This window comes from Wolbachia endosymbiont of Brugia pahangi (genome assembly GCF_012030695.1).
Classification (GTDB): Bacteria; Pseudomonadota; Alphaproteobacteria; order Rickettsiales; family Anaplasmataceae; genus Wolbachia.
The window spans coordinates 984075-1003500 of the sequence record NZ_CP050521.1; the positions used below are offsets into that span (position 1 = coordinate 984075).

Consider the following 19426-nt stretch of genomic DNA (forward strand, 5'->3'; position numbering starts at 1 on the left):
GACCTTAGCTCACAAAATCAGAAGCATCAACTTTCTTCTGCAAGCAAGCAGCAATAACAGTATTTATCATCAAGAATGCAATGGTCATCGGGCCAACGCCCCCGGGTACTGGTGTAATAGCTTTGGTTTTTTCTTTCACTCTATCAAAGTCAACATCACCTATAAGTTTTGTCTTTCCCTCTATACTTACACTATTTATGCCAACGTCAATCACTATTGCTCCTTCCTTTATCCAGCCTTCTTGGACAAAATTTGGCTTTCCAACTGCTGTAACTACTACATCCGCTTTAGAGCAATATTCAGCTAAATCTTTACTCTGTGAGTGCAAGATGGTAACAGTGCAGTTTTCTTGCAACAATAGATGAAACATTGGCTTACCCACGATGTTTGATCTGCCAATCACCACTGCATTTTTACCTGAAAGATTAGTTTCAACCAACTTAATTAAATGTAAAGCACCTTTAGGAGTGCAAGGTACAAGGCAATTTTTTTCACCTTTAACTAATTTACCAACGTTTTCACGATGAAAGGCATCTACGTCTTTTTCAACACTTACTGTGTTAATCACTTTGCTTGCATTAATGTGATTTGGTAAAGGTAGCTGTACTAAAATGCCATTTACAAATCGATCATTATTTAATTCATTAATTTTTTCAATTAATTCATTTTCCAAAATATTATCAGGCAAGACAATAGTCTCAGAACTTATGCCTATTGATTCTGCTTTTTTTTGTTTATTACGAACATAAACCTGACTTGCTGGATTGTTGCCCACGAAAATTACTTTAAGGCAAGGAAAAATGCTGTGCTCTCTTTTTAAAACATCAATTCTTTGCGATAACTTCTCACACAGGCCACTTGCTATTTTTTTACCGTCAATGATAATTGTCACTTGCTATACTCCTTGCCATTCTTTGAAGTCAGGTAATTTGATATCAAACAAACTCAATACTTTGCTAATAGAGTGACTTATAATATCCTCCAATGATTTTGGTTTAGTATAGAAAGCAGGCATTGGTGGAGCAATTATTGCTCCCATCTCCGTTAATTTCAGCATGTTTTGTAAATGACCAAGGTGTAGCGGTGACTCTCGCACTATGAGAACTAATTTTCTTCTTTCCTTTAGCGTTACATCTGCAGCTCTTGTTAACAGATTGGAAGTAACACCTGATGCAATTTCGGACATTGTTTTCATAGAACATGGAGCAACAATCATCCCTGAAGTCTTAAATGAGCCACTTGCTATTTTTTCTCCTATTTTTTCTTCAGAATAGTAAAAATCTGCAAGTGATGTAATATCTTCAAGTCTTTCTGTAATTTCATGAGCTATAGTTGTTTTTCCAGCACGGCTTATTACTAAATGAGTTTCGCAATCAGCACCTTTTAGTGCCTTCAAAATATGCATACCATAAATAGAACCAGATGCTCCACTTATTCCAATTACAATTCTGTTATTCACTTAGTTTTCTTCGCAACTCATTCCCAATGCACGTTTATAAGTATTAAGCAATATTTCTTGTTCTGCTCTGTCACCATCTTCCATTTTTCTCAGCCTAATAATTTGTTTCATCACTTTTATATTCCAACCTTTATCTGCGGCTTTTGCATATACATCATGAATCTGATCTTGCACATTCTTCTTTTCTTGTTCAAGTTTTTCAATCCTCTCTATATAACCCTTTAACTCCTCAGCTATTACTTTTACTGCGTCTCCCATAAAATCCAATTAATCAATTGCTGTTACAGTATTATCAGTTTTTACTTGTACTTCAATGACAGTAATAATATTTTTATCTTTTTTTAAAATCCTAAAGTAAAAACCAAACATGGAAAATTCCTCGCCCTCGTCAGGAATACGCTCTATCTCATTTACAATCATACCCGCCAAAGTTGTAGCTTCTTCGTCAGGAAGATCCCAGTGTAACTGTCTGTTAATATCCCTAATAGTAGATTTCCCTTCTATGTGATACACATTATCAGACATCTTCTTTATAAAATTCTCCGTGATCAGGTCATGTTCATCGGAAATTTCTCCAACTATTTCTTCCAGTATATCTTCAAGGGTTACAATTCCTTGCAGCGCTCCATACTCATCAATAACAAATGCAAGGTGTTTCCTATTTTTACGGAAGTTATGAAGTTGTACACTGAGCGGTGTACTTTCCGGTAAGAAACAAGGTTTTGACATAACTTGGGCAATGTCAACCTCCTCTATTTTATTATCCTTTTCACGCAAGGCATTTATTAGATTTTTCACATGAACTACTCCGACAATGTTATCTAGTTCCTTTTGCCATAAAGGCACTCTACTATGACTGCTGGTTAAAATTTCTTTTATTAATTCTTCTTTATTTCGATCTATATCAAGAGAAAATAGGTTTCTCCTATGGGTCATAATTTCTGATATTTCTGTCTCAGCTAAATCAAGTATGCTGCTTAACATATCCAAATCTTGTTGTAACATTGTTCCTTCACTGCGGTGAAGGGCAATCATGTTACGCATTGCATCCGCTGCAGATATTGCCTCCCTGTTTTTATGAAACCCACATAATTTTAAAATGAAATTAACAATAAACTGAATGCCTAACGTCAATGGGGAAAAAATCTTGACAAAAAACAGTACAAAATAAGCAGAGAATGACGTAAACTTTTCAGGATTTTGCATAGCATAAGTTTTTGGTAGCACCTCACAGAACAGTAAGATACAAAACGTCATTACAATTGTTGATAGAAAAACACTTTCATTTCCAAAGAGATTTATAAATATTGCTGTAAATAAAACGGAACAAGTAATATTAATAATCGTATTCCCAAGTAATATTGTCCCTATTGTTAATTCTTTTTTATTTAATAAGTGGTCTATTATCTTGGCCCTTTTATTGCCGTCTAGTTTTAGCTTATTGACTCGAGAACGACTAACAGAGGTTAAACCTATTTCTGCTCCTGAAAATAAAAACGATAAAATCAACAAAACAAAAATTATCGATAATATTGAAACCAATAACCAATCCATTAAAGTATGATGTTATTGAGACTAAAAACAGAGCTAATTTTATATATTACAAGAAGCATTTGCAAGTTTGAAGTTTTATATGGTGGATTTTATATGTTTAAAATGCTCATATAGCTTTAATCTTAAAAAATAAATTATAGAGTATATCATATGCTGCGTCCATATGTTTATCCTCAACGATAAGTGGAGGGGTTATTTTTATTACCCTATCATTCAAAACTTTAGTCATTATTAAACCTTGATCAAGAGATCGACTGACAATTTTATCAGCCAAAGGGTCCTTAAGTTCTATTCCTGCTAACAAACCTTTTCCACGAACTTCGGAAATTATCTTTGGAAACTCTTCAGCTAAAAGCAACAGTTTTTCTTTTAGATATTTACTAATTTCTTAAACATGATTAAAAAAGCCTTTTTCCAGCATTATATCGAGCACTGCATTACCAACAGTCATAGCAAGTGGATTACCACCATATGTTGATCCATGTGTTCCTGGAGTATCGCCTCCGCTATATAATCTTCTACTAACATGCAGCTAGAGGAAACCCCTTACCCATAGCCTTTGTACAAGTTAACATGTCAGGTTCAAATTTTATATTTTGATAATGAAATAAAGAACCGATACGTCCATATCCACATTGCACTTCATCAAAGCATAGAATTATTTCTTGAGCTTTTGTTATTTCTCTTAACTTTTTGAAGATACCTTACATCAAGTGTATACACTCCACCCTTGCTTTGTATGGGCTCTAAAACACAGCAGCTGTTTCATTGCTGATTTTTTCCTCTAGTGTTCTGACGTCATTCCTTGGCACTTTATCAAAGCCAGAAAGAAGCGGAGCGAAACCTTCGCGTGATTTTTTATTTCCTCCAGCAGAAATCGCAGCAATACTGCGACCATGAAATCCTCCTTCGATTGTAATGATACGATTACGCTTTTCTTGTCCTTTTGAATAAAAATAATGGCGAATAAATTTAATTGCGGCTTCTGTTGCTTCAAGCCCACCTGAGCAGAAAAAAAACTTTGTCTGCAAAAGTAAGTGCTGCTAAACGCTCAGCAAGCTTTTCTTGCTTAGGAATAGTGAAAATATTAGAGCAGTGTCACAATGAACCCAATTGCTCTTTTAGCTTGTCTGCAATGTACGGACGGCAGTGTCCTAAAGAGGTTGTAGAAATACCTGCAGCAAAATCTAAATATTTCTTACCGTCTCTATCAAAAAGATATACTCCTTCCCCTCTAACCATAGGGGTTTCAAGCCTGCTATATGCGTTAATAATATAACTCATTTTAAGTGTTATAGTATTATCCACAATCTCGTAACTATAGCTATACATCATTATCAACAAATAATTAGTGTTTGTAAATTAACTACATCTAAAATATAGAACGTGGAAGGAGGTAAAAGTGCGTTTTGCATTAGAAAAAGAAGATGCTCCAAGGTAATGTCTGCAGTAACGCAAATTGTTATGTGATAACTACTAAAGTAAGAGTAAATAGTAAAACGACACTTAGTTTTCCTACTGTATCGTATCTTATGTTACTATCGGTGAGCTTACAGATCAGCGTTTTATTATGATTGACTATAGTCGCGGGGTACATAAGGTACTGAATCATTTTCTCAAGGGCTACAACTAAAGCTAAAAACAATAAAAAATAATAATAAAGTTAGCTTTAGTTACTAGCTCAGATGAACCTTACTATTATTACTATAATGAAAGTTGTAATGGTATAATCTCTTAATAATGTAGCTACTATTGGTCGTATACCTGAAAATAAATAAATATTTAATATGTTTATATATTCGATCATGAAAGGTGTAATGTTCCTACGAATTACTGGAAAACAGTAAGATTTTAATAGATTCAAACAATATAACGAGTAGTGAAAATATAAGCTCTATTTTAAAAAATCTTAAATTTTTGCCTAATAATAGACTTGAGGTACGAATTGGAGAGAACTTTTTTAAAGAATCGCAATTTGTATACAAAGCTTATAAGAACGTTGAAATACATGATTATATTGGCATAAGGTTGATATACTGAACAATGTTGTCCCAACATTCGACAGGAGAGATGGTAACTTCAAACTATTCCCTTCTCATAAAATAGAGAGCTTGGAAGAAAAAGATAGTAATTTTGCAATGGAAAAGCCAGGTAATAACTACGTTGGCTGCATATCAGGTGAAAATGGTGAATGTAAGAACTTTTATGATTTAAAACTCAATTTTGTAAAATATAACTCTGGTAATAACTCAAGTTTATATCCTTATTATTATAACTTAGAAAATTTCGGTAACTTTTTAGAGGTTGATGTGAAACTGAGAGAACTTATAGGTTTGAAGAAAGGGTTGAAAGACTAGAAAGTGAGTTAAGCCCTTTGGGAGATATGGTTGATACTTTACGGCTAGATGTAGACCAAGTGGACCTTCTGGTTCACAGGTTATCCAGGTCCAGCTGGTCCTAAAGGTGAACCAGGTTATGTCTATCAAAGTCCAAAGGAAGATTAGGTGCTGAAGTGGCTGATCAGTTTTTGAGTGAGATGAATCAAACGAAAATTAAAATTCAGGATGCTAAAGAAGCGACAGAGACAGCTAGAAATGTTTCTAAAAGCTTCGCTCAAAATGCTAAAGATAAGAATACAGAACTACACGATAAAGTAGTGAATTTTACAAAAAAAGCTGAAACCGCAAGCGAAAATGCCGAAGATTTTGCTAGACAAGCATTTCTATCAAAACAAAGTACTAAAACCCTTAAACAAGAAACAAAGGAACTTTAAATAAAAAAAAAGATATATTTTGCAAGACAAAACCTACAGATCAAGTTTGTACTGCATGTAGAAGAAGGAGAAAAGCTGAAAATTTTAACAGCCTAGTAGCAAGTGTGGCAAGTAGACCAATCTCATTTATATCTCAAGTAATAAATTTCTCTTATCCTTCTGTAAAACAAGATGAATATAAAATAGAAAATAAAATACAGGAGCTCAATCAAGTGGCAAAATGATAGACGCAAAATTATTGGCAGAAACAGCTCCAAAATGCAGCATTTCAAAAAAGTTTAAACTTTGATCCAATAGAACTACAGTCAACTATTGTGAGTAAGTCATTATCTAATGATGAAGACCCGTAACAAACTGTTGAAACTCTCATGCTCAGTTGCAAAAAAACCATGACCTCATTACAAACAAACTGATAGATTTTTGGCTATTTTAAAAGATTGCATGGAAAGGACTTAGAAAGCAACGAACAGTAAAGAGGTTTTGTTAACGCTAAAAAAATAGCAACAAGTAACCAAAAATTTTATGGATGATGTTACTCCTCTAAGTAGTCTCAGTGCCATTATCCGGTAGACTGTTGGCTATTTTAAGGTGAAAAACTGTTAAAGTAAATTTTGGTAAAATAGTATGAAACAATACACATTTAGAATAGATAACAAAGATCCACTCTATAAAAAGCTGATTAAACTTCCTACTGCATACTACACAGGTTAAAGCATGATGGCAACAAGCATAATATCCATTCAAACGATAATGTCCTATTGGAAATAGGAAACAATACTAATGGTGTAAAATTAAGGTGGGAAAACGATAAAATAGTTTTACATAAAGGAAGTTCAGCCCTGTATTGAAAAACATAGAAGGTCAAGATTTTGGTGTTGGGTTATTATTTTACAATTCTGGAAACCCATTAACTGGAGTACTAAAATTCATTAATTTTTATGATGAAAATAATCTAGTGTTGCAAAAAGATCAAAGAAGAAACAGGCAGGCTTTACTTGACAGGGGACGATTGTTCTCAAACTATCTGCATATCAAACAAGGATGATGCTTATGTCACAACGTATGGTGATAACGGTCCTATCATGTCAATATAACAAAGTGATGCATTTACAGCAATAGATAGCTTAATCAAGGCTGGAAATGCACAGCAGAAATTTACTTTGCAAAAAGGAAAAGAACTATCTTCTGATGTCTATGAAGCAAATATTGTTTTGAATGATAAGACAATGGCTACTTTACCAAAAATAGGTTACCACATGCTCAATGACCAATTGGTTATGTATAATCATGTTACAGAAGAGAAGGTAGTTATTAGCAGGGATTTCCATTTTTTAAAAGCCGTTAAATTTGGTGATGATTACAAACTGACCTTTTACATGCGCTGGGAAATGAGTTCTTTGAATATAAAAAATATGACCTACAGTATTCAAACATTTCGGATAAGAATAAATTCATAGGTTTAAATTGTGCGAAAAAAATACAGTTTGAATCTCGGCGAGTTATTTAGTCACCGACCACCGTTTTTTATTAAGGAAGGATCCGCTGAACCAGTCTTTCATGGTTATCATTTAGCTAACGTGTTCGAATTAACAAGTAGTAAAAAAGGTAAGAAAATAGTTAAACTAATTAATGAATTTGATTATTTCAGTAAAAATATTCAGTTTAAGCATTGCGATTACCATGAAGGAATAGGTGCAACATTTATAATTCTTCCGAATGAATATAGAAAAAGAATACATAGTAACAAATACAAATAGCAAGTTCTCTCTAGGAGATAATAATTTGATTCTTCATACTATTCCAGAGTTATATCCATCGAATTGTAGAAGATCTTGACATAACTTTTAGCTACAAATATTTAAGAAGCTGTAACTGTTTACAGATTATAGGAATGGGTAAAGAACTAAGCAGCGACAGTTACCAGATTCTGTAACTTTTGAAAGGGATTTCGGCCATTTAGACGTGAAGTTAAAAGTATCCATTCAGCGGAGTAGCAAAATAAGATAGACAAGGTAGTATAAAAGATAACGATAGAGCAAAAGTGAGGTAATATGGTAAATCTTTTAGAACTTTACAGAAGTCTGGAGCAGAAAATAGCAAAGTTAGAAGCAAAAATAGAAAGATTGGAAAGAGAGAATGAAAGTCTAAAGGCAGAGAACAAGATTTTGAAAATAGAAAATGCTGAGTTAAAGGAAAAGCTCGGTTTAAATTCAAAAAATTCATTATTTGATAAACCATACATCCACCAAGTTGATCTTCCGAAGATCGAGTCTTATGTAATGGAATATCAACTTACCGGAAGGTGTTATACCAGACACATTTAGGCCAAGAGTTAAGTTGATAATTGCAGCATTCAGCAAGTTTTATAAAAATTCGAAATATGGAATAGCGAATATTATAATGACATTTTCAATGTGAACATAAGTGTTGGTAGCATATCAAATAGTGAACATAGAATAGCTTCAAAATGTGAAGAAATGTATTAGCAGTTAAACAAGAAGTAAGTACAAGCAAAGTTCTTTATATTGACGAAACCAGCCATTACAATAAAGGTAAGCTTAGTTAGCGCTGGATGTTTACAAGTAATACGGCAAGTTTTGTAAAGTTGACAGAGTTAAGAGGAATGAAAGTTTAAAAAAATAGTAAATTCTGCAATTGTCATAGCTTAGTAATAACTAACAGGTATGCAGCATACAGTTATTTTACTGATAAAAAGAGACAGATCTGTTGGACTCATTTATCAAGAGATTTTGAAAGATTAGCCTATAGTTGTAACAGAGAAGTCAAAGTTCTCGCCTGTTATTTAAAAGAAACGTTGCTGCTGAGTTATTTGCACTAAAAGAGCCTTACTAAAGAATGAGATAGATATTTTAAGATTTGTCAGGCGTACCAGAAAATTGTGAAAGTGCACAAGGTATTACTTGAAGGAGATATCCCAGTTACCTAAAACAATTGGAGCCTCTCGAGTTGCAAAAAATATTTTGAAGTTGAAAGGACGATGTGGAAATTTTTGGATGATCCAGGAAACATTCTGCTAACGAACAACCATACTGAACGGCAAACACTGCATTATATAGTTTATACAAAAACCCATATCTTACATAATCGGGACAAAGAAATGCATTTTTTGAATGGGTAATTTCATTATACTTAACATGGAAACAAAAGGAGCTAAACCCTTTCCATAATCTCCTATCTATCGTCTCTCACACCGCTTAGCTGAATGGATATAGAAAATAAATTTATTAATAATATACGTAAATATTTAACAAACCGTGGACTCAATGGAAAACTTGAACTAGAAGACTACCTTGATAAAGGTGATATTACCAAAAGTTTGATCGGAATAGAACTGAGGTCCACCAATGAAGAGTATATACAAGTTTAAGTTGATAGAGAAAGAAAAATTATTCTTGCTATACCGTAAGTACGTTCCAAGATTACACTAAAGTTTTTACTGCACTGAAAATCTTCGTTTTTTCTAACCTCTAAAATTATCAATGCATCGTCACTTAACCATCCTGAATTAGCCAATCCGTCTAAAGTTGAGTTAACTAGATTACTATAATAAGGAGGATCTATAAAAACTATGTCACATTTTGAAACAGGTTTTGGCAATGCGTTAGCACTGCAACAAATTAGTGTAATACTGTCTGTAATACCAAGATCTTTTGCTGTTTTTTCAGGTAATTGCAAATTGTAATAGTCTAAATCTACTATGAATGCATGTTTGGCACCGCGAGAAAGCGCTTCAAATGAAAAAGAACCACTTCCACAGAATAAATCAAGTATATTCAAGTTGTAAATAGTTTTTTTCGAGGAGAGTATGTTAAATACTGCTTCTCGGACAATGCTCATAGTTGGTCGCGCAGCTAAATGCTTGCCTGTGGCTATTTTTCTTCCACGATACTTTCCTGCAATAATACGCAGCATACTAAATGAGCTCCAAAGTAACTAATTATTTAATAATACATAATTAATGTCAATACGACTTTAGCAGATTAATAAGAAGATACCACCAGAATTACTTACATCAAACACAAGATCAATCAATCACTTTTTTTTGATTTATCAACTATATCGATTGCATGACCAATCTCATCCTGTAAGTCATCATGGTCATCCCTTTCATCATGGGTTAATCCTTCAATTCTGCTTTCTAACTCCAACTTAATCATAGTATTAATTTTGTCTATGTTATTGAGAAAGCTTTTACATTCTTCATCGCTATATTTCTCACCAGATGCCCTTTTTTCGATAAATAGACTTTTAAATTCTGCTAAATTAGAATTCTGGTCATTATTAAGTACAACATTTCTCTCGATGAAGCTAAGATCTGACAGCAGTAAACTAACCTCTAATAGATCTTCGCTTTTAATGTCTACAAGATCATCAAGATTATTTAAAACATCAAGCACCTTAAGCTCTTCCTGCACAATTTCTCGATCCTCCTGATCAAATTCAGACAACAATCCTCTATCATTTATGAGTTTCTCACTAAGGGCTTTATCTAGCTTTGAAAGATTAATGTCATTTTGTTTAGTGTTATCCAGCAATAAGTCCACTCTTGCTCTGCGCGCATTCAAAACGTCATTATAGTCATTTAACTTTATGTTACCATAATCGTCTTGTTGCAGTTTATAATAATCAAAGCCCTTGAAATTTTTTTTACTAGCTTTCATTGTTATCCTATTCACTATTTCTATCTTTTGTTAGCTTATTCGATACACCTCTTTTTATTAATTCATTCGATAGATTCCTGTCTTGTTTTAAACCTGGTGTACTAGGTTGACTGTTATCATCTTTATCTTTATACCTCTCCGGTTTCCTCTTGCGCCCTATGGTGTCATCATGAAGTTTTTCTAAGAACGCTTTTCTGTATTCTTTTATCCTATAAAGTAGATTATGGTTATAGCCATGCTTTCCTATAGAATCAAGACCATGTCTCCAAGTAAACTTCATGGCATCTTCTATTGTGTAGCCCAAATGTGATCCTACATATCTTTTGTAATAATCTAAATATCTACCAATCCTCCTGTGTGTGATATCTTCTTTATCAACTCCAAATGCTCTGTAAATTCTTTCTTCAAGCTTATCAACGTCATTTTCAGGTGATATTGTAAATTTTGTTGCCTCAACCGTAGTACCTACAAGCCTACGTGGTATATCAATAGCATGTTTCAATACACCTCCCACCTTTGGTATTCTGCCTAATAAATTAGCTGTACCTCCAGCCAACTGGTTAGGGAGCCCAGTAGCAAATTTACTGAGAGTATCTAACCTTCCACCAACTGCATCTTGCCACAAATGCTTAGGCATAGAAATAGCATGCATTAAGCTAATGTCTTGTCCACCTACTTTAAATGGCAAATTAATTTGGGGTAATATACCACCTCCTTCATACATTTTAGATATATTGTAAACGCTGTATCCACCACCAGTTATACTTGAGCCTATTTGTTGTACAAACTCGCGTAAGTAGAACATTAAAAATGAAAGTAAGAATAATATAAAGATCTCTCCTGCATTGATTAAATAACCTCTCTGTATGTCTTGTACCCTTTGGTAATCGCTATTTTCTTGATAGCCTTTGCAATCTTTGCATCTCTGACAGCATTCACTGTTGGAATCATGGATTTTCAGTATTCTACAACCTTGATTTTCTACCACACTCTGCACTAAAGACCTTATTTCACTTTTTAAATTTGGTCGAATGATGCCCTTTCTGTGGTCGCCTATTATTTCTTCATAATTTTTGCATTTTTCTTCATATTGTTGAGATTGACAATAACGCCTTTTTATCTCACTACCTATCTTTTTATCTATACTGTCAATCAACAATAGAATATCAGCCTTTTCTACTGCATGTAGCAAACTATTTGTTAAACGTACTAGGTCTTTTGCACTGCAACTATCATCAACTATAATGTCATTTTCTGCTATATAATGGTCCGCTGGATTATCTTTAGTGCCAGGAATTGGATTGAAGAAAGGATAATCTATGTAACGAAAACCTTTTATATATTCACCGCTTTCATTTTTAGGGTAATCCGGTGGGAGAGGGATATATCCAGCACCTCCAGTAAATTTTATTGTACCACCTTCTCTGCTTAATTTTTCTACACCCTCTATGCTTTTGTCTACATTCAGTGGGGAAGCCTCTCCAATAGAGTAGGGCACAAAAATTTGCCCAGGAGTCCAACCAAAGTATTGCTTATCAATGATACAAAAACCGCCAAATACCCATTTTGGAGCACATAACCTCACTTCAAACCACTTATTGTAGCATACAGTGAAACCTAACTGTCTGTAAAAGGTATTCATTATGATTGCAGCTAGCAATGACAGCAGGGTAAATATTATAATTGATTGCAAACAGAAACTAATACAAAATTTTATCCAACCTTCAAATAAGCTTTTTAGCGGTGAAAATAAAATAGAGATTAGAAACAGTGGCATTATAGCTATAAGAAAAGCTATACCTACAAAGCCCGAAAGAAATATTATGTAAGCATACAAACACAACAGAAAATATAAGACGATCCCTATGAAAATTGCTGGCACCATAAGAATGCTTGACCACATTTGGTAATGCAAAAACGCCGCAAACTTTTTCCAAACGGAGTAAGCAAAAAACTTGTTAAACATATCTTCCATAGAGCTAAACAACTTAACACGAGCTTCATCTCCTTGAGCAATGCTTGAATCACTTCCGGTGTTCATGTTGGGAGCAAAATTAGTAATTATACTTATCAATTGTTCAAGGCCTTTAACGAATAAAATAAGAAAATGATCATAGAAAAACTTGAAGCTTCCAGGAGATATAAGCACTATTACTAGAGTGATTTTCATCATCCTGATGAGCATATCATGCTTAGTTTCTCGTATCATACCAAAAAGATAAAGAAGCGATGAGATTACTATGAATAGAACAAGCAAAGAAAGAACAAAATTGTGAAAGCTCGTGCTTTTTTCCGCTATGTTTTGAAATATAGCTTGTGCAGCTGCAGGATCTTTACTGTCAAAATGCTTTTCACAATTTTCGTTAATCAATAATGCACATTTTAAATAGTTATAAACGTAATCAAAAAATCCAAAGGTACTTGGTTTCTGCACTCCACTCAAAAATTCAAAGGAGTAGCCACCTACATTATCTAAGTAATATCTGTCTAATATTTTTACATATATTTTCCATCCCTTTTTTAATTTCACTGTATCACAATTTTGGTCCTTTAATTTAGTGCTATTTCTTTCTAGAGTAAACAGTCCACTTCCGTCTTCTGCTGTAGAGTTGTAACCTAAATGTACAGTGGGAAATGAAGGATTACGCATTGATTGCAGACTTTCATTAGGGTTGCCATCACCTGATTTAAATAGAAGATAAGCGCCATAACCTTTGGTAAACCAACATGGAGCCCCACGTGACACCGTACTCTTGCTATCATCTTTATTAATGCAGTTACAACTCACAGTGCAACTTGCGTTAAGATTACTTGAAACGTTCTGTGGTGTACTAGGTTTATAATCATTACAAACCAAGTGAAAGTTAGGCAAATTATCATCACCTTGTTCGCCTTCAAATCTGGTTGCATATTTTAGCTGCTCTAAACTTTGCAAACTGTAACTACCTTGAGATTCTCTTTTGTTATTATTACTCCAAGATGTCCATGCACCATTAACTCGCACTATTAAATCATCTCCATTGGTTTCTAGTCCAGTATCTTTCCATTTCACCACTTGGTTATGGTGAAAACCATAATTAATTTCGCCAGTATCAGGGTCAATAATCTCTCCATCATCTGGAAAAAACGCATTATGACCGATTGGAAAATGAGCACCAACCGTAATAGGTTCAGGACCAAAATAGTCAGCAGATATACATCTTGGAAAAGGCATATCATGCTTATCACAACCTGTTATCAGCACATAAGCTGTAAGAAGTAGTAACCTAAACCAAAATTTGCTTAAGCATAACTGCATATCTAAACTTTTTCCAAATATAGAAATAAATTTCTAAAACTTTATTTAAAACATCTTTTTAATTAGTTACTACATGATAATCATATCCTCTCCTTCTAATTCTTTTTCTCATCCTCCTTAGATTGGTGATCATCACTAGAAGTGCTTGTTGCTTCACCAGAATCTTCTTGATTACTGCGTTTTTTTTTGCTCGGTGCTTTTAGTTGTTCCTCAGTTTGTTTTTGCTTTTTCTTTGCATCTTTCCCATCATCAGGTTTTTCTTTGTTTGATACGTCTGATAATTTCTCAGTTTGGCTTTCCTTGGGCGTTGGAAGCTGAGCTTTAATTTCTGCTGGATCTTTATGTATAGCTCCTCTAATCCGTTTAATATTTCCTTGAGTATCACGATCAAGGCCAACAGTTGACAATATAGATTGCGATGCACTACTGGCAACATTACTCACACCATTTATAATTCCATAACCGGCGCCAAATATCGCTTGCGCTACGGCTTCTGATGCACCAACAAAAACTTCCATTGTGCCAGCAATAATTAGGTATATAAATGCCTGGATTAGATCTATAGGCAATGCTGCAAAGTGTCCACCAGTTCTTTCTCCGGTGTTGAGTGCAACATCAACGCTAGTACCAGGATTGTATCCGAGAGGCAGTATTGATTTCATAATACAAAGATCGTACGATAAGAAATTTACGCTAATTAAGCATTGGTAGCATGCAGAAAAATTCGTGAGGTTATACAAGGCTGAATACATCAATTGGTTTAAAATAGATAAAGATGAAAATAAGACTACTGGTTGCACTACAACATGAGCCAGAGTTTTTATCCAGTTGTCAAACAGAGATTTAGTCTGTTGAAATAAAATAAATATAATAAATAAAGGTGTTAATGACAGCAAAAACGCTACTAGAATAGTAGATATTACATATTTAAATGTAGCACTAATAATACATTGTAAGAATGTAAAACTAGCATGGAGTATTATCAGGAAAGTTACGAAACCAAAAGGACCAGCGAGCATTAATGATAGAAACTTTAACCAAGTCTCTCCTGTGAATAATACTCCCGCTGTTAAGTCTAAGAATGCAAATCTTTCACTTCCCTCTCCTATGTAGCCAGAGAAACTATCAACTAGATAAGTGCTACCATCCATAAAAAGTTTAGATAAAGTCATGCCAAAGAGTTCCCAACTTCTGTCACTAATGGCAAAAGCTATAAATGCTATCTTCATCATCCTTATAATAAAGTCAAATTTACTTAGCTGTATTGTTCCAAGCATATAGCCAACAACAGTAAATATAACGTATAGAGTAAGCAAAGCTCTTACTCCTTGAAGGAGACTTTTTGTATATCCTTCATACGAAACTTTAACGCTGTCGCCAATTACTTCTTTTTTTATAAAATTAAATATTTTGTTTATATTTGATGAAATAAAATCGTTAATCTTTCTTTTTATAAATAAGGTTACAATATACTTATTGTTTTCATAATATCTGCCATTTTTGTCTGTAATATCATCTTTCTCTGCACTTCTTACATCAATACCAAAATATATCTTTTTAGATTCTCCGTCCCGAAAATGCTCTCCACTTATTACATCTAATATAATGTATTCATCTTTTCCCTTTCTTACTCCTACTATTTGGAAATCACTGGTTCCTACACCGCGCAAATCTTTAGGTGGCTCATCACCTAAGTACATATATAGTTTTTGGCCATTAATATACTCACATGACCTAGTTACTTCAACATGGTAACCACCCCTATTATAGTAGTAATGACCATAATCTGCAATAGCAAGCATTACACTACTATTAGGTTTTACACCTTCCATATCTATTGCATAATCATGGTTTAATCTTAAAGAAAAATGCCTAAAATTATCGTTTAACTCTGAGCACACCAAGTTCTCATGTGCTCCTTTTCTTTTCGGAAGACATTGGGTACCTTTAGCAGTATCCTTCATATCATAACGTTCGCTTCCAGGAATGCTTGCACCACCTGGATCGCTTATCTTTGCAACAAGAGCCTCAGCTCTGGAAATATCCTTATCCTCTTCGTCATCTTCATCTCCGCTATCTTTATTATTTTTATTAACTTGCTCAGTATCTTGCTTATTTTGTTCAGTACTTTTCAGTCTCTTTTGAATTTCTTCAAGATAAGAATACATATCACACTTATTCCCTTTATCATATTTATTATACCTTATAGAAGAAACACAGTTCCGTTCTTTGTTTTCATGTGAACTATAATTCCATATACCCCTCTCAGTATAGCACACGTTTTGATAGTAACAGTTAAGCTCATAAGAGCTGTACTTCTTTATTTCGTCAGAATCGCATTTTCCTCTTTTGCATAATTGATCTAACTCTATTTTAGTAGAGCTCTGCTTTTGTCTCTTGTTGAAGTCGCAGTCTTTTCCGTCACATAATTCATTTAACCCTATTTTAGTGCGACGTAAATCGAGCAACGAACCGTGCATCCATGGGCTTTCATCTTGAATATAGCCTCTATTAAAATGCACTTTATTATCATATGGAGTGTAGCCATTTCCAACTAGCACTTCTCTTCTTTCCATATTTTCTTTGCTGAGCTGTGGAAATTTTTCTGCAATTCTTTTACCATTGTTCTCACAATAAAACGTTCCTCCATTGAGCATGTCTTTTATTGTAGCTTTATCATCTCCTTTTTCAGTTCTATAACAATTATCATCAAAACTGATGCCTTTCCCTCCTGGATTGCCATGATCAATTGTTATCTCTCTAGGAACTAGTCTGAATCTTAGCCTATCACCAAAATTTACTTTGATTCCAGTATCAACATAACGTCTCTTGCTGTAGGATTGGCTGTTTCCGAATCCTACGTTTTTACACACTTCTTGTTCGTTAAGGCCAGAATTATTAATTAATTCATCACTGTAACTTGGTATCGAACCATCAGCACAAAATACAGCAGGGACAAGTACTTTTCTTGGATTTTTGTCTTCTTTAAGAGGACAAAAATTGATTGATCCATCGAGAGTAAATTTGATTTCCTCACCTTTACTGATTACTTGACCGGAATCAACCCAATGAATTTTAGTACCTTCATCAGCTTTATGAACTGGAACATCCACATTAACACTAGTATTTCTGCTCTGCAACCCAGGTTCAACGCAATCTATGTTGCAACCAGTAATTGCGAAATATAGTATCAATAATAGCAATCTTTTGTTTATCATGACGGACCGCTTCCTCCTCCTGTAGGTATTCTAGGTACTGGAGCCCTTTGCGGTATTTGGGCTTTTTGGCTTGGTGCACCTGATTGTTGAGGAGCACCTCCTTCTTCGCTTCTTTCTCTTCTTTGAACGCTTTCCTCGTCTAACCCTACTGTTCTCATAAAACTCTGTTGATATTGTTTTCCAGGTTCACTCATTACATAAACACTAAATAATGAGTCGGATATTTTCGAAGAAGCTTCAACTAAGGCTTTCATAGCGTGACCCAGGATAACAAAAGCCATCATAGCAGTGATGTTAGGTGTATACTTGGAAGCATACCCGTAGAAAATACAAGATTCAAAAATTTTTAGGTTGATACTAAGTATACATGTAGAACAGACTTCAAAATCAAATACTGAATATATGATGTAATCCATAACTTGAGTTATTAATGATATAGAAATTAAAAGCACTACTGGATGAATCGCAAATCTTGCCAAGTGTTTGACCCAGTTGCGAAATATCTGCCTAGTGTACGCAAATAGAAGGCAAATAATAAAGAAAGGTGCTAAAGATAGTAATAGCACAACTATTGCTATGGATGTAATAAAAGAAAATAGGGCATTAAAAATAGATGAGCTCACTGTTATTAAACCCCAAATCACCAAACAGAAAGATACAATGCCCAAAGGGCCAGAAAATATAAGAGATACTATTAACAACACTGAATGTGATGATAAAAATCTATTTAATGGTAAATCAAGAAACTCAAAAACATTTGATGTTGTACCCCTGAAGTTTGCTATTTCTATTAAATGTTTTGGAATGTTAATAAAAATAGAAAATGCATTATTATAGAAAAAATTCCAACTATCATCCCGCAATAACTGGGTAATAATTCCTATCTTTACGCATATAATTAAAAATTCATATATAGAAATATGAGATAACCCAAAGAAGTAATAAAGGGTATATAAGACTATATACAATACTAACAGCGATACTATTGTAGATCTAATGGTTTTTGTCTTGCCCAATGATATGAAACTCTGGTAAAGAGCCTTGCCAAGGCTAGTATCAGAATGAATTGCGTCAGGGTCTTTGTAGTTAGAGCCAAAAAATGTAGTCTTTACTTTCTCATCAAAAAAATTATATATTGCACTGAAGGTTTTTATAGGTGGCTCTTTGATTGTCAAGTTGATGCTAAATTGACCTTCATTTTTCTTATAATCGCAACCTTGATCTCTTATTCCGTAATATATGATGCCGCTTTTGCCTTTTAATTTTCCTTTTAAGTCTTCCATATACTGAGTATCATGAACTCCACTAACATCCACAGGTATATCCTCCTGATTTTCACCAGGATTATGCTCAGGAAGTTTGTCAGAAATGCGTATATATAAGTTATTTTTTAGGCTATGTTTTTTTGTTACTCTTATGTTGAAACCACCCTTGCCACTGCTATCACCTAACCTAAAAGTTAATTTTGGTACTGGATGATCATTATCTATTTTGTAATCACAATTAGTACATATGCCACCTATTGGAACGGGTTCAAATTTTTCACCATCCATATTAATACTTAATAATGCAATATCAGTTTTTATCTGCTTTTCCTTTAGTATTTTACTAATAGCTTCAACATCAATAGATTTACCACTAGTACTATTAATGGACTGGAATATCTTACCTTCTATACTATTGTATTCAACATACACACAACCTTTGTTTTCGTTGCCAGAAGCAAATTTACATATACGTCCGCAGAGTAAATTTAAAATGCGCGCATCTATCCCACCTTTCTGATCATTTGAAAGACTACTGCAGTCTATGTTTTCTCCTTGTCTTATAGAGTTGATAATATTTTTAATTTCCTCCTCATCTTGATCTAACTTCGAAAAATTTGGATTCCAGTACTCTTTTCCGCTTAACCATTGTAGGTTGCCTACAATATATTTATTAGGACATATTGTATACTGATATTTTTCACCCTGCCATATTGCCTGACATTCATTTTGATTTAAAACATGTGCAAAATATTCTGTTTCTTGCTCTCTACACTTTTCATCGATTTTTATATACCTGATTGTATCATCTTTTTTGTCTTTACACACTTTACTTCCAATGACACTGAAGCTTATCGAATCACCTGCTTTAAGCGCAAATGGTAATGTACGTGGGACTATACCATTATCTATTTCAGGACTAATTGCAAAATCTTCATACTGGGGACAAAAATTAACCTTGCTAGGCACTATACTAATTTCCGTTACCTTTATTCTATCTGAAATGTAAACACCAGAGTCGACCCACTTCTGTTGCGTCGAAACTATATCTAATTTTTCGCGCAAGCTTGATAAGCTCTCTGGTTTGATACAGCGATCTTCACAACCAGATAACAAAAAGAGTACTAATATCAACAAAAACTTATGCATAGCTTACCAAGTTCTGGTTACTTAAATA

At 34.0% G+C, this 19426-nt stretch carries 16 protein-coding genes and 3 pseudogenes; 7 read left to right on the top strand and 12 right to left on the bottom strand.

What is annotated here, in order from left to right:
- Positions 1-4: 4 nt before the first annotated feature.
- The 7 genes and pseudogenes from folD to WBP_RS06090 all read right to left on the bottom strand — a co-directional run bounded on the left by folD (position 5) and on the right by WBP_RS06090 (position 4321).
- On the bottom strand, positions 5-892 hold the full coding sequence (gene folD, locus WBP_RS04825; RefSeq protein ID WP_011256275.1) for a bifunctional methylenetetrahydrofolate dehydrogenase/methenyltetrahydrofolate cyclohydrolase FolD: 888 nt from the start codon (positions 890-892) through the stop codon (positions 5-7).
- Positions 893-895: 3 nt separating this feature from the next.
- Complete coding sequence (locus WBP_RS04830; RefSeq protein ID WP_011256274.1) at positions 896-1459, bottom strand: UbiX family flavin prenyltransferase; 564 nt, start codon at positions 1457-1459, stop codon at positions 896-898.
- Positions 1460-1717, bottom strand: coding sequence for a DUF2312 domain-containing protein (locus tag WBP_RS04835; RefSeq protein WP_011256273.1), 258 nt, complete (start codon positions 1715-1717; stop codon positions 1460-1462).
- A gap of 9 nt (positions 1718-1726) precedes the next feature.
- Positions 1727-3013: an HlyC/CorC family transporter gene (locus WBP_RS04840; protein ID WP_011256272.1), complete on the bottom strand. Its 1287-nt coding sequence runs from the start codon at positions 3011-3013 to the stop codon at positions 1727-1729.
- Positions 3014-3119: 106 nt separating this feature from the next.
- Positions 3120-3464, bottom strand: a pseudogene (locus tag WBP_RS06080) (aminotransferase class III-fold pyridoxal phosphate-dependent enzyme).
- Positions 3465-3534: 70 nt separating this feature from the next.
- A pseudogene (locus WBP_RS06085) lies at positions 3535-4044 on the bottom strand (aminotransferase class III-fold pyridoxal phosphate-dependent enzyme).
- Positions 4045-4111: 67 nt separating this feature from the next.
- Positions 4112-4321, bottom strand: coding sequence for an aminotransferase class III-fold pyridoxal phosphate-dependent enzyme (locus tag WBP_RS06090; RefSeq protein ID WP_256366189.1), 210 nt, complete (start codon positions 4319-4321; stop codon positions 4112-4114).
- An 803-nt stretch (positions 4322-5124) separates the two neighbouring features.
- On the opposite strand from WBP_RS06090, the gene WBP_RS04850 reads away from it, so the two are divergent.
- From WBP_RS04850 to WBP_RS04880, 7 genes and pseudogenes are all read left to right on the top strand, one after another.
- Positions 5125-5370 (top strand): hypothetical protein, encoded by a 246-nt coding sequence (locus WBP_RS04850; RefSeq protein WP_167896228.1) that lies wholly within the window; start codon positions 5125-5127, stop codon positions 5368-5370.
- Between the two features lie 155 nt (positions 5371-5525).
- Positions 5526-5786, top strand: a complete 261-nt coding sequence (locus WBP_RS04855) for a hypothetical protein (RefSeq protein ID WP_167896229.1) — start codon at positions 5526-5528, stop codon at positions 5784-5786.
- An 844-nt stretch (positions 5787-6630) separates the two neighbouring features.
- The gene (locus WBP_RS04860) at positions 6631-6831 is read left to right on the top strand and encodes a hypothetical protein (RefSeq protein ID WP_167896230.1); all 201 of its coding nucleotides are present in this window, start codon (positions 6631-6633) and stop codon (positions 6829-6831) included.
- A 115-nt stretch (positions 6832-6946) separates the two neighbouring features.
- On the top strand, positions 6947-7243 hold the full coding sequence (locus tag WBP_RS04865) for a hypothetical protein (RefSeq protein WP_167896231.1): 297 nt from the start codon (positions 6947-6949) through the stop codon (positions 7241-7243).
- Positions 7244-7252: 9 nt separating this feature from the next.
- Positions 7253-7543: a hypothetical protein gene (locus WBP_RS04870; protein ID WP_167896232.1), complete on the top strand. Its 291-nt coding sequence runs from the start codon at positions 7253-7255 to the stop codon at positions 7541-7543.
- 294 nt (positions 7544-7837) lie between these two features.
- Positions 7838-9005: pseudogene (locus WBP_RS04875) on the top strand (IS66 family transposase).
- 4 nt (positions 9006-9009) lie between these two features.
- The gene (locus WBP_RS04880; protein WP_167896233.1) at positions 9010-9174 is read left to right on the top strand and encodes a hypothetical protein; all 165 of its coding nucleotides are present in this window, start codon (positions 9010-9012) and stop codon (positions 9172-9174) included.
- Here WBP_RS04880 and rsmD read toward each other — a convergent pair.
- The 5 genes from rsmD to WBP_RS04905 all read right to left on the bottom strand — a co-directional run bounded on the left by rsmD (position 9171) and on the right by WBP_RS04905 (position 19398).
- Positions 9171-9719, bottom strand: coding sequence for a 16S rRNA (guanine(966)-N(2))-methyltransferase RsmD (rsmD, locus tag WBP_RS04885; protein WP_167896234.1), 549 nt, complete (start codon positions 9717-9719; stop codon positions 9171-9173). The two genes, WBP_RS04880 and rsmD, sit on opposite strands and share 4 nt — an antisense overlap.
- A gap of 116 nt (positions 9720-9835) precedes the next feature.
- Positions 9836-10468, bottom strand: coding sequence for a WD_0853 family protein (locus WBP_RS04890; protein ID WP_041571597.1), 633 nt, complete (start codon positions 10466-10468; stop codon positions 9836-9838).
- Positions 10469-10475: 7 nt separating this feature from the next.
- Positions 10476-13766, bottom strand: coding sequence for a TrbL/VirB6 family protein (locus WBP_RS04895; RefSeq protein ID WP_167896235.1), 3291 nt, complete (start codon positions 13764-13766; stop codon positions 10476-10478).
- Positions 13767-13861: 95 nt separating this feature from the next.
- Positions 13862-16984, bottom strand: coding sequence for a TrbL/VirB6 family protein (locus WBP_RS04900; protein WP_167896236.1), 3123 nt, complete (start codon positions 16982-16984; stop codon positions 13862-13864).
- Positions 16981-19398, bottom strand: coding sequence for a TrbL/VirB6 family protein (locus WBP_RS04905; protein ID WP_167896237.1), 2418 nt, complete (start codon positions 19396-19398; stop codon positions 16981-16983). Before WBP_RS04905 ends, WBP_RS04900 begins: the two co-directional genes overlap by 4 nt.
- Positions 19399-19426 lie beyond the last annotated feature (28 nt).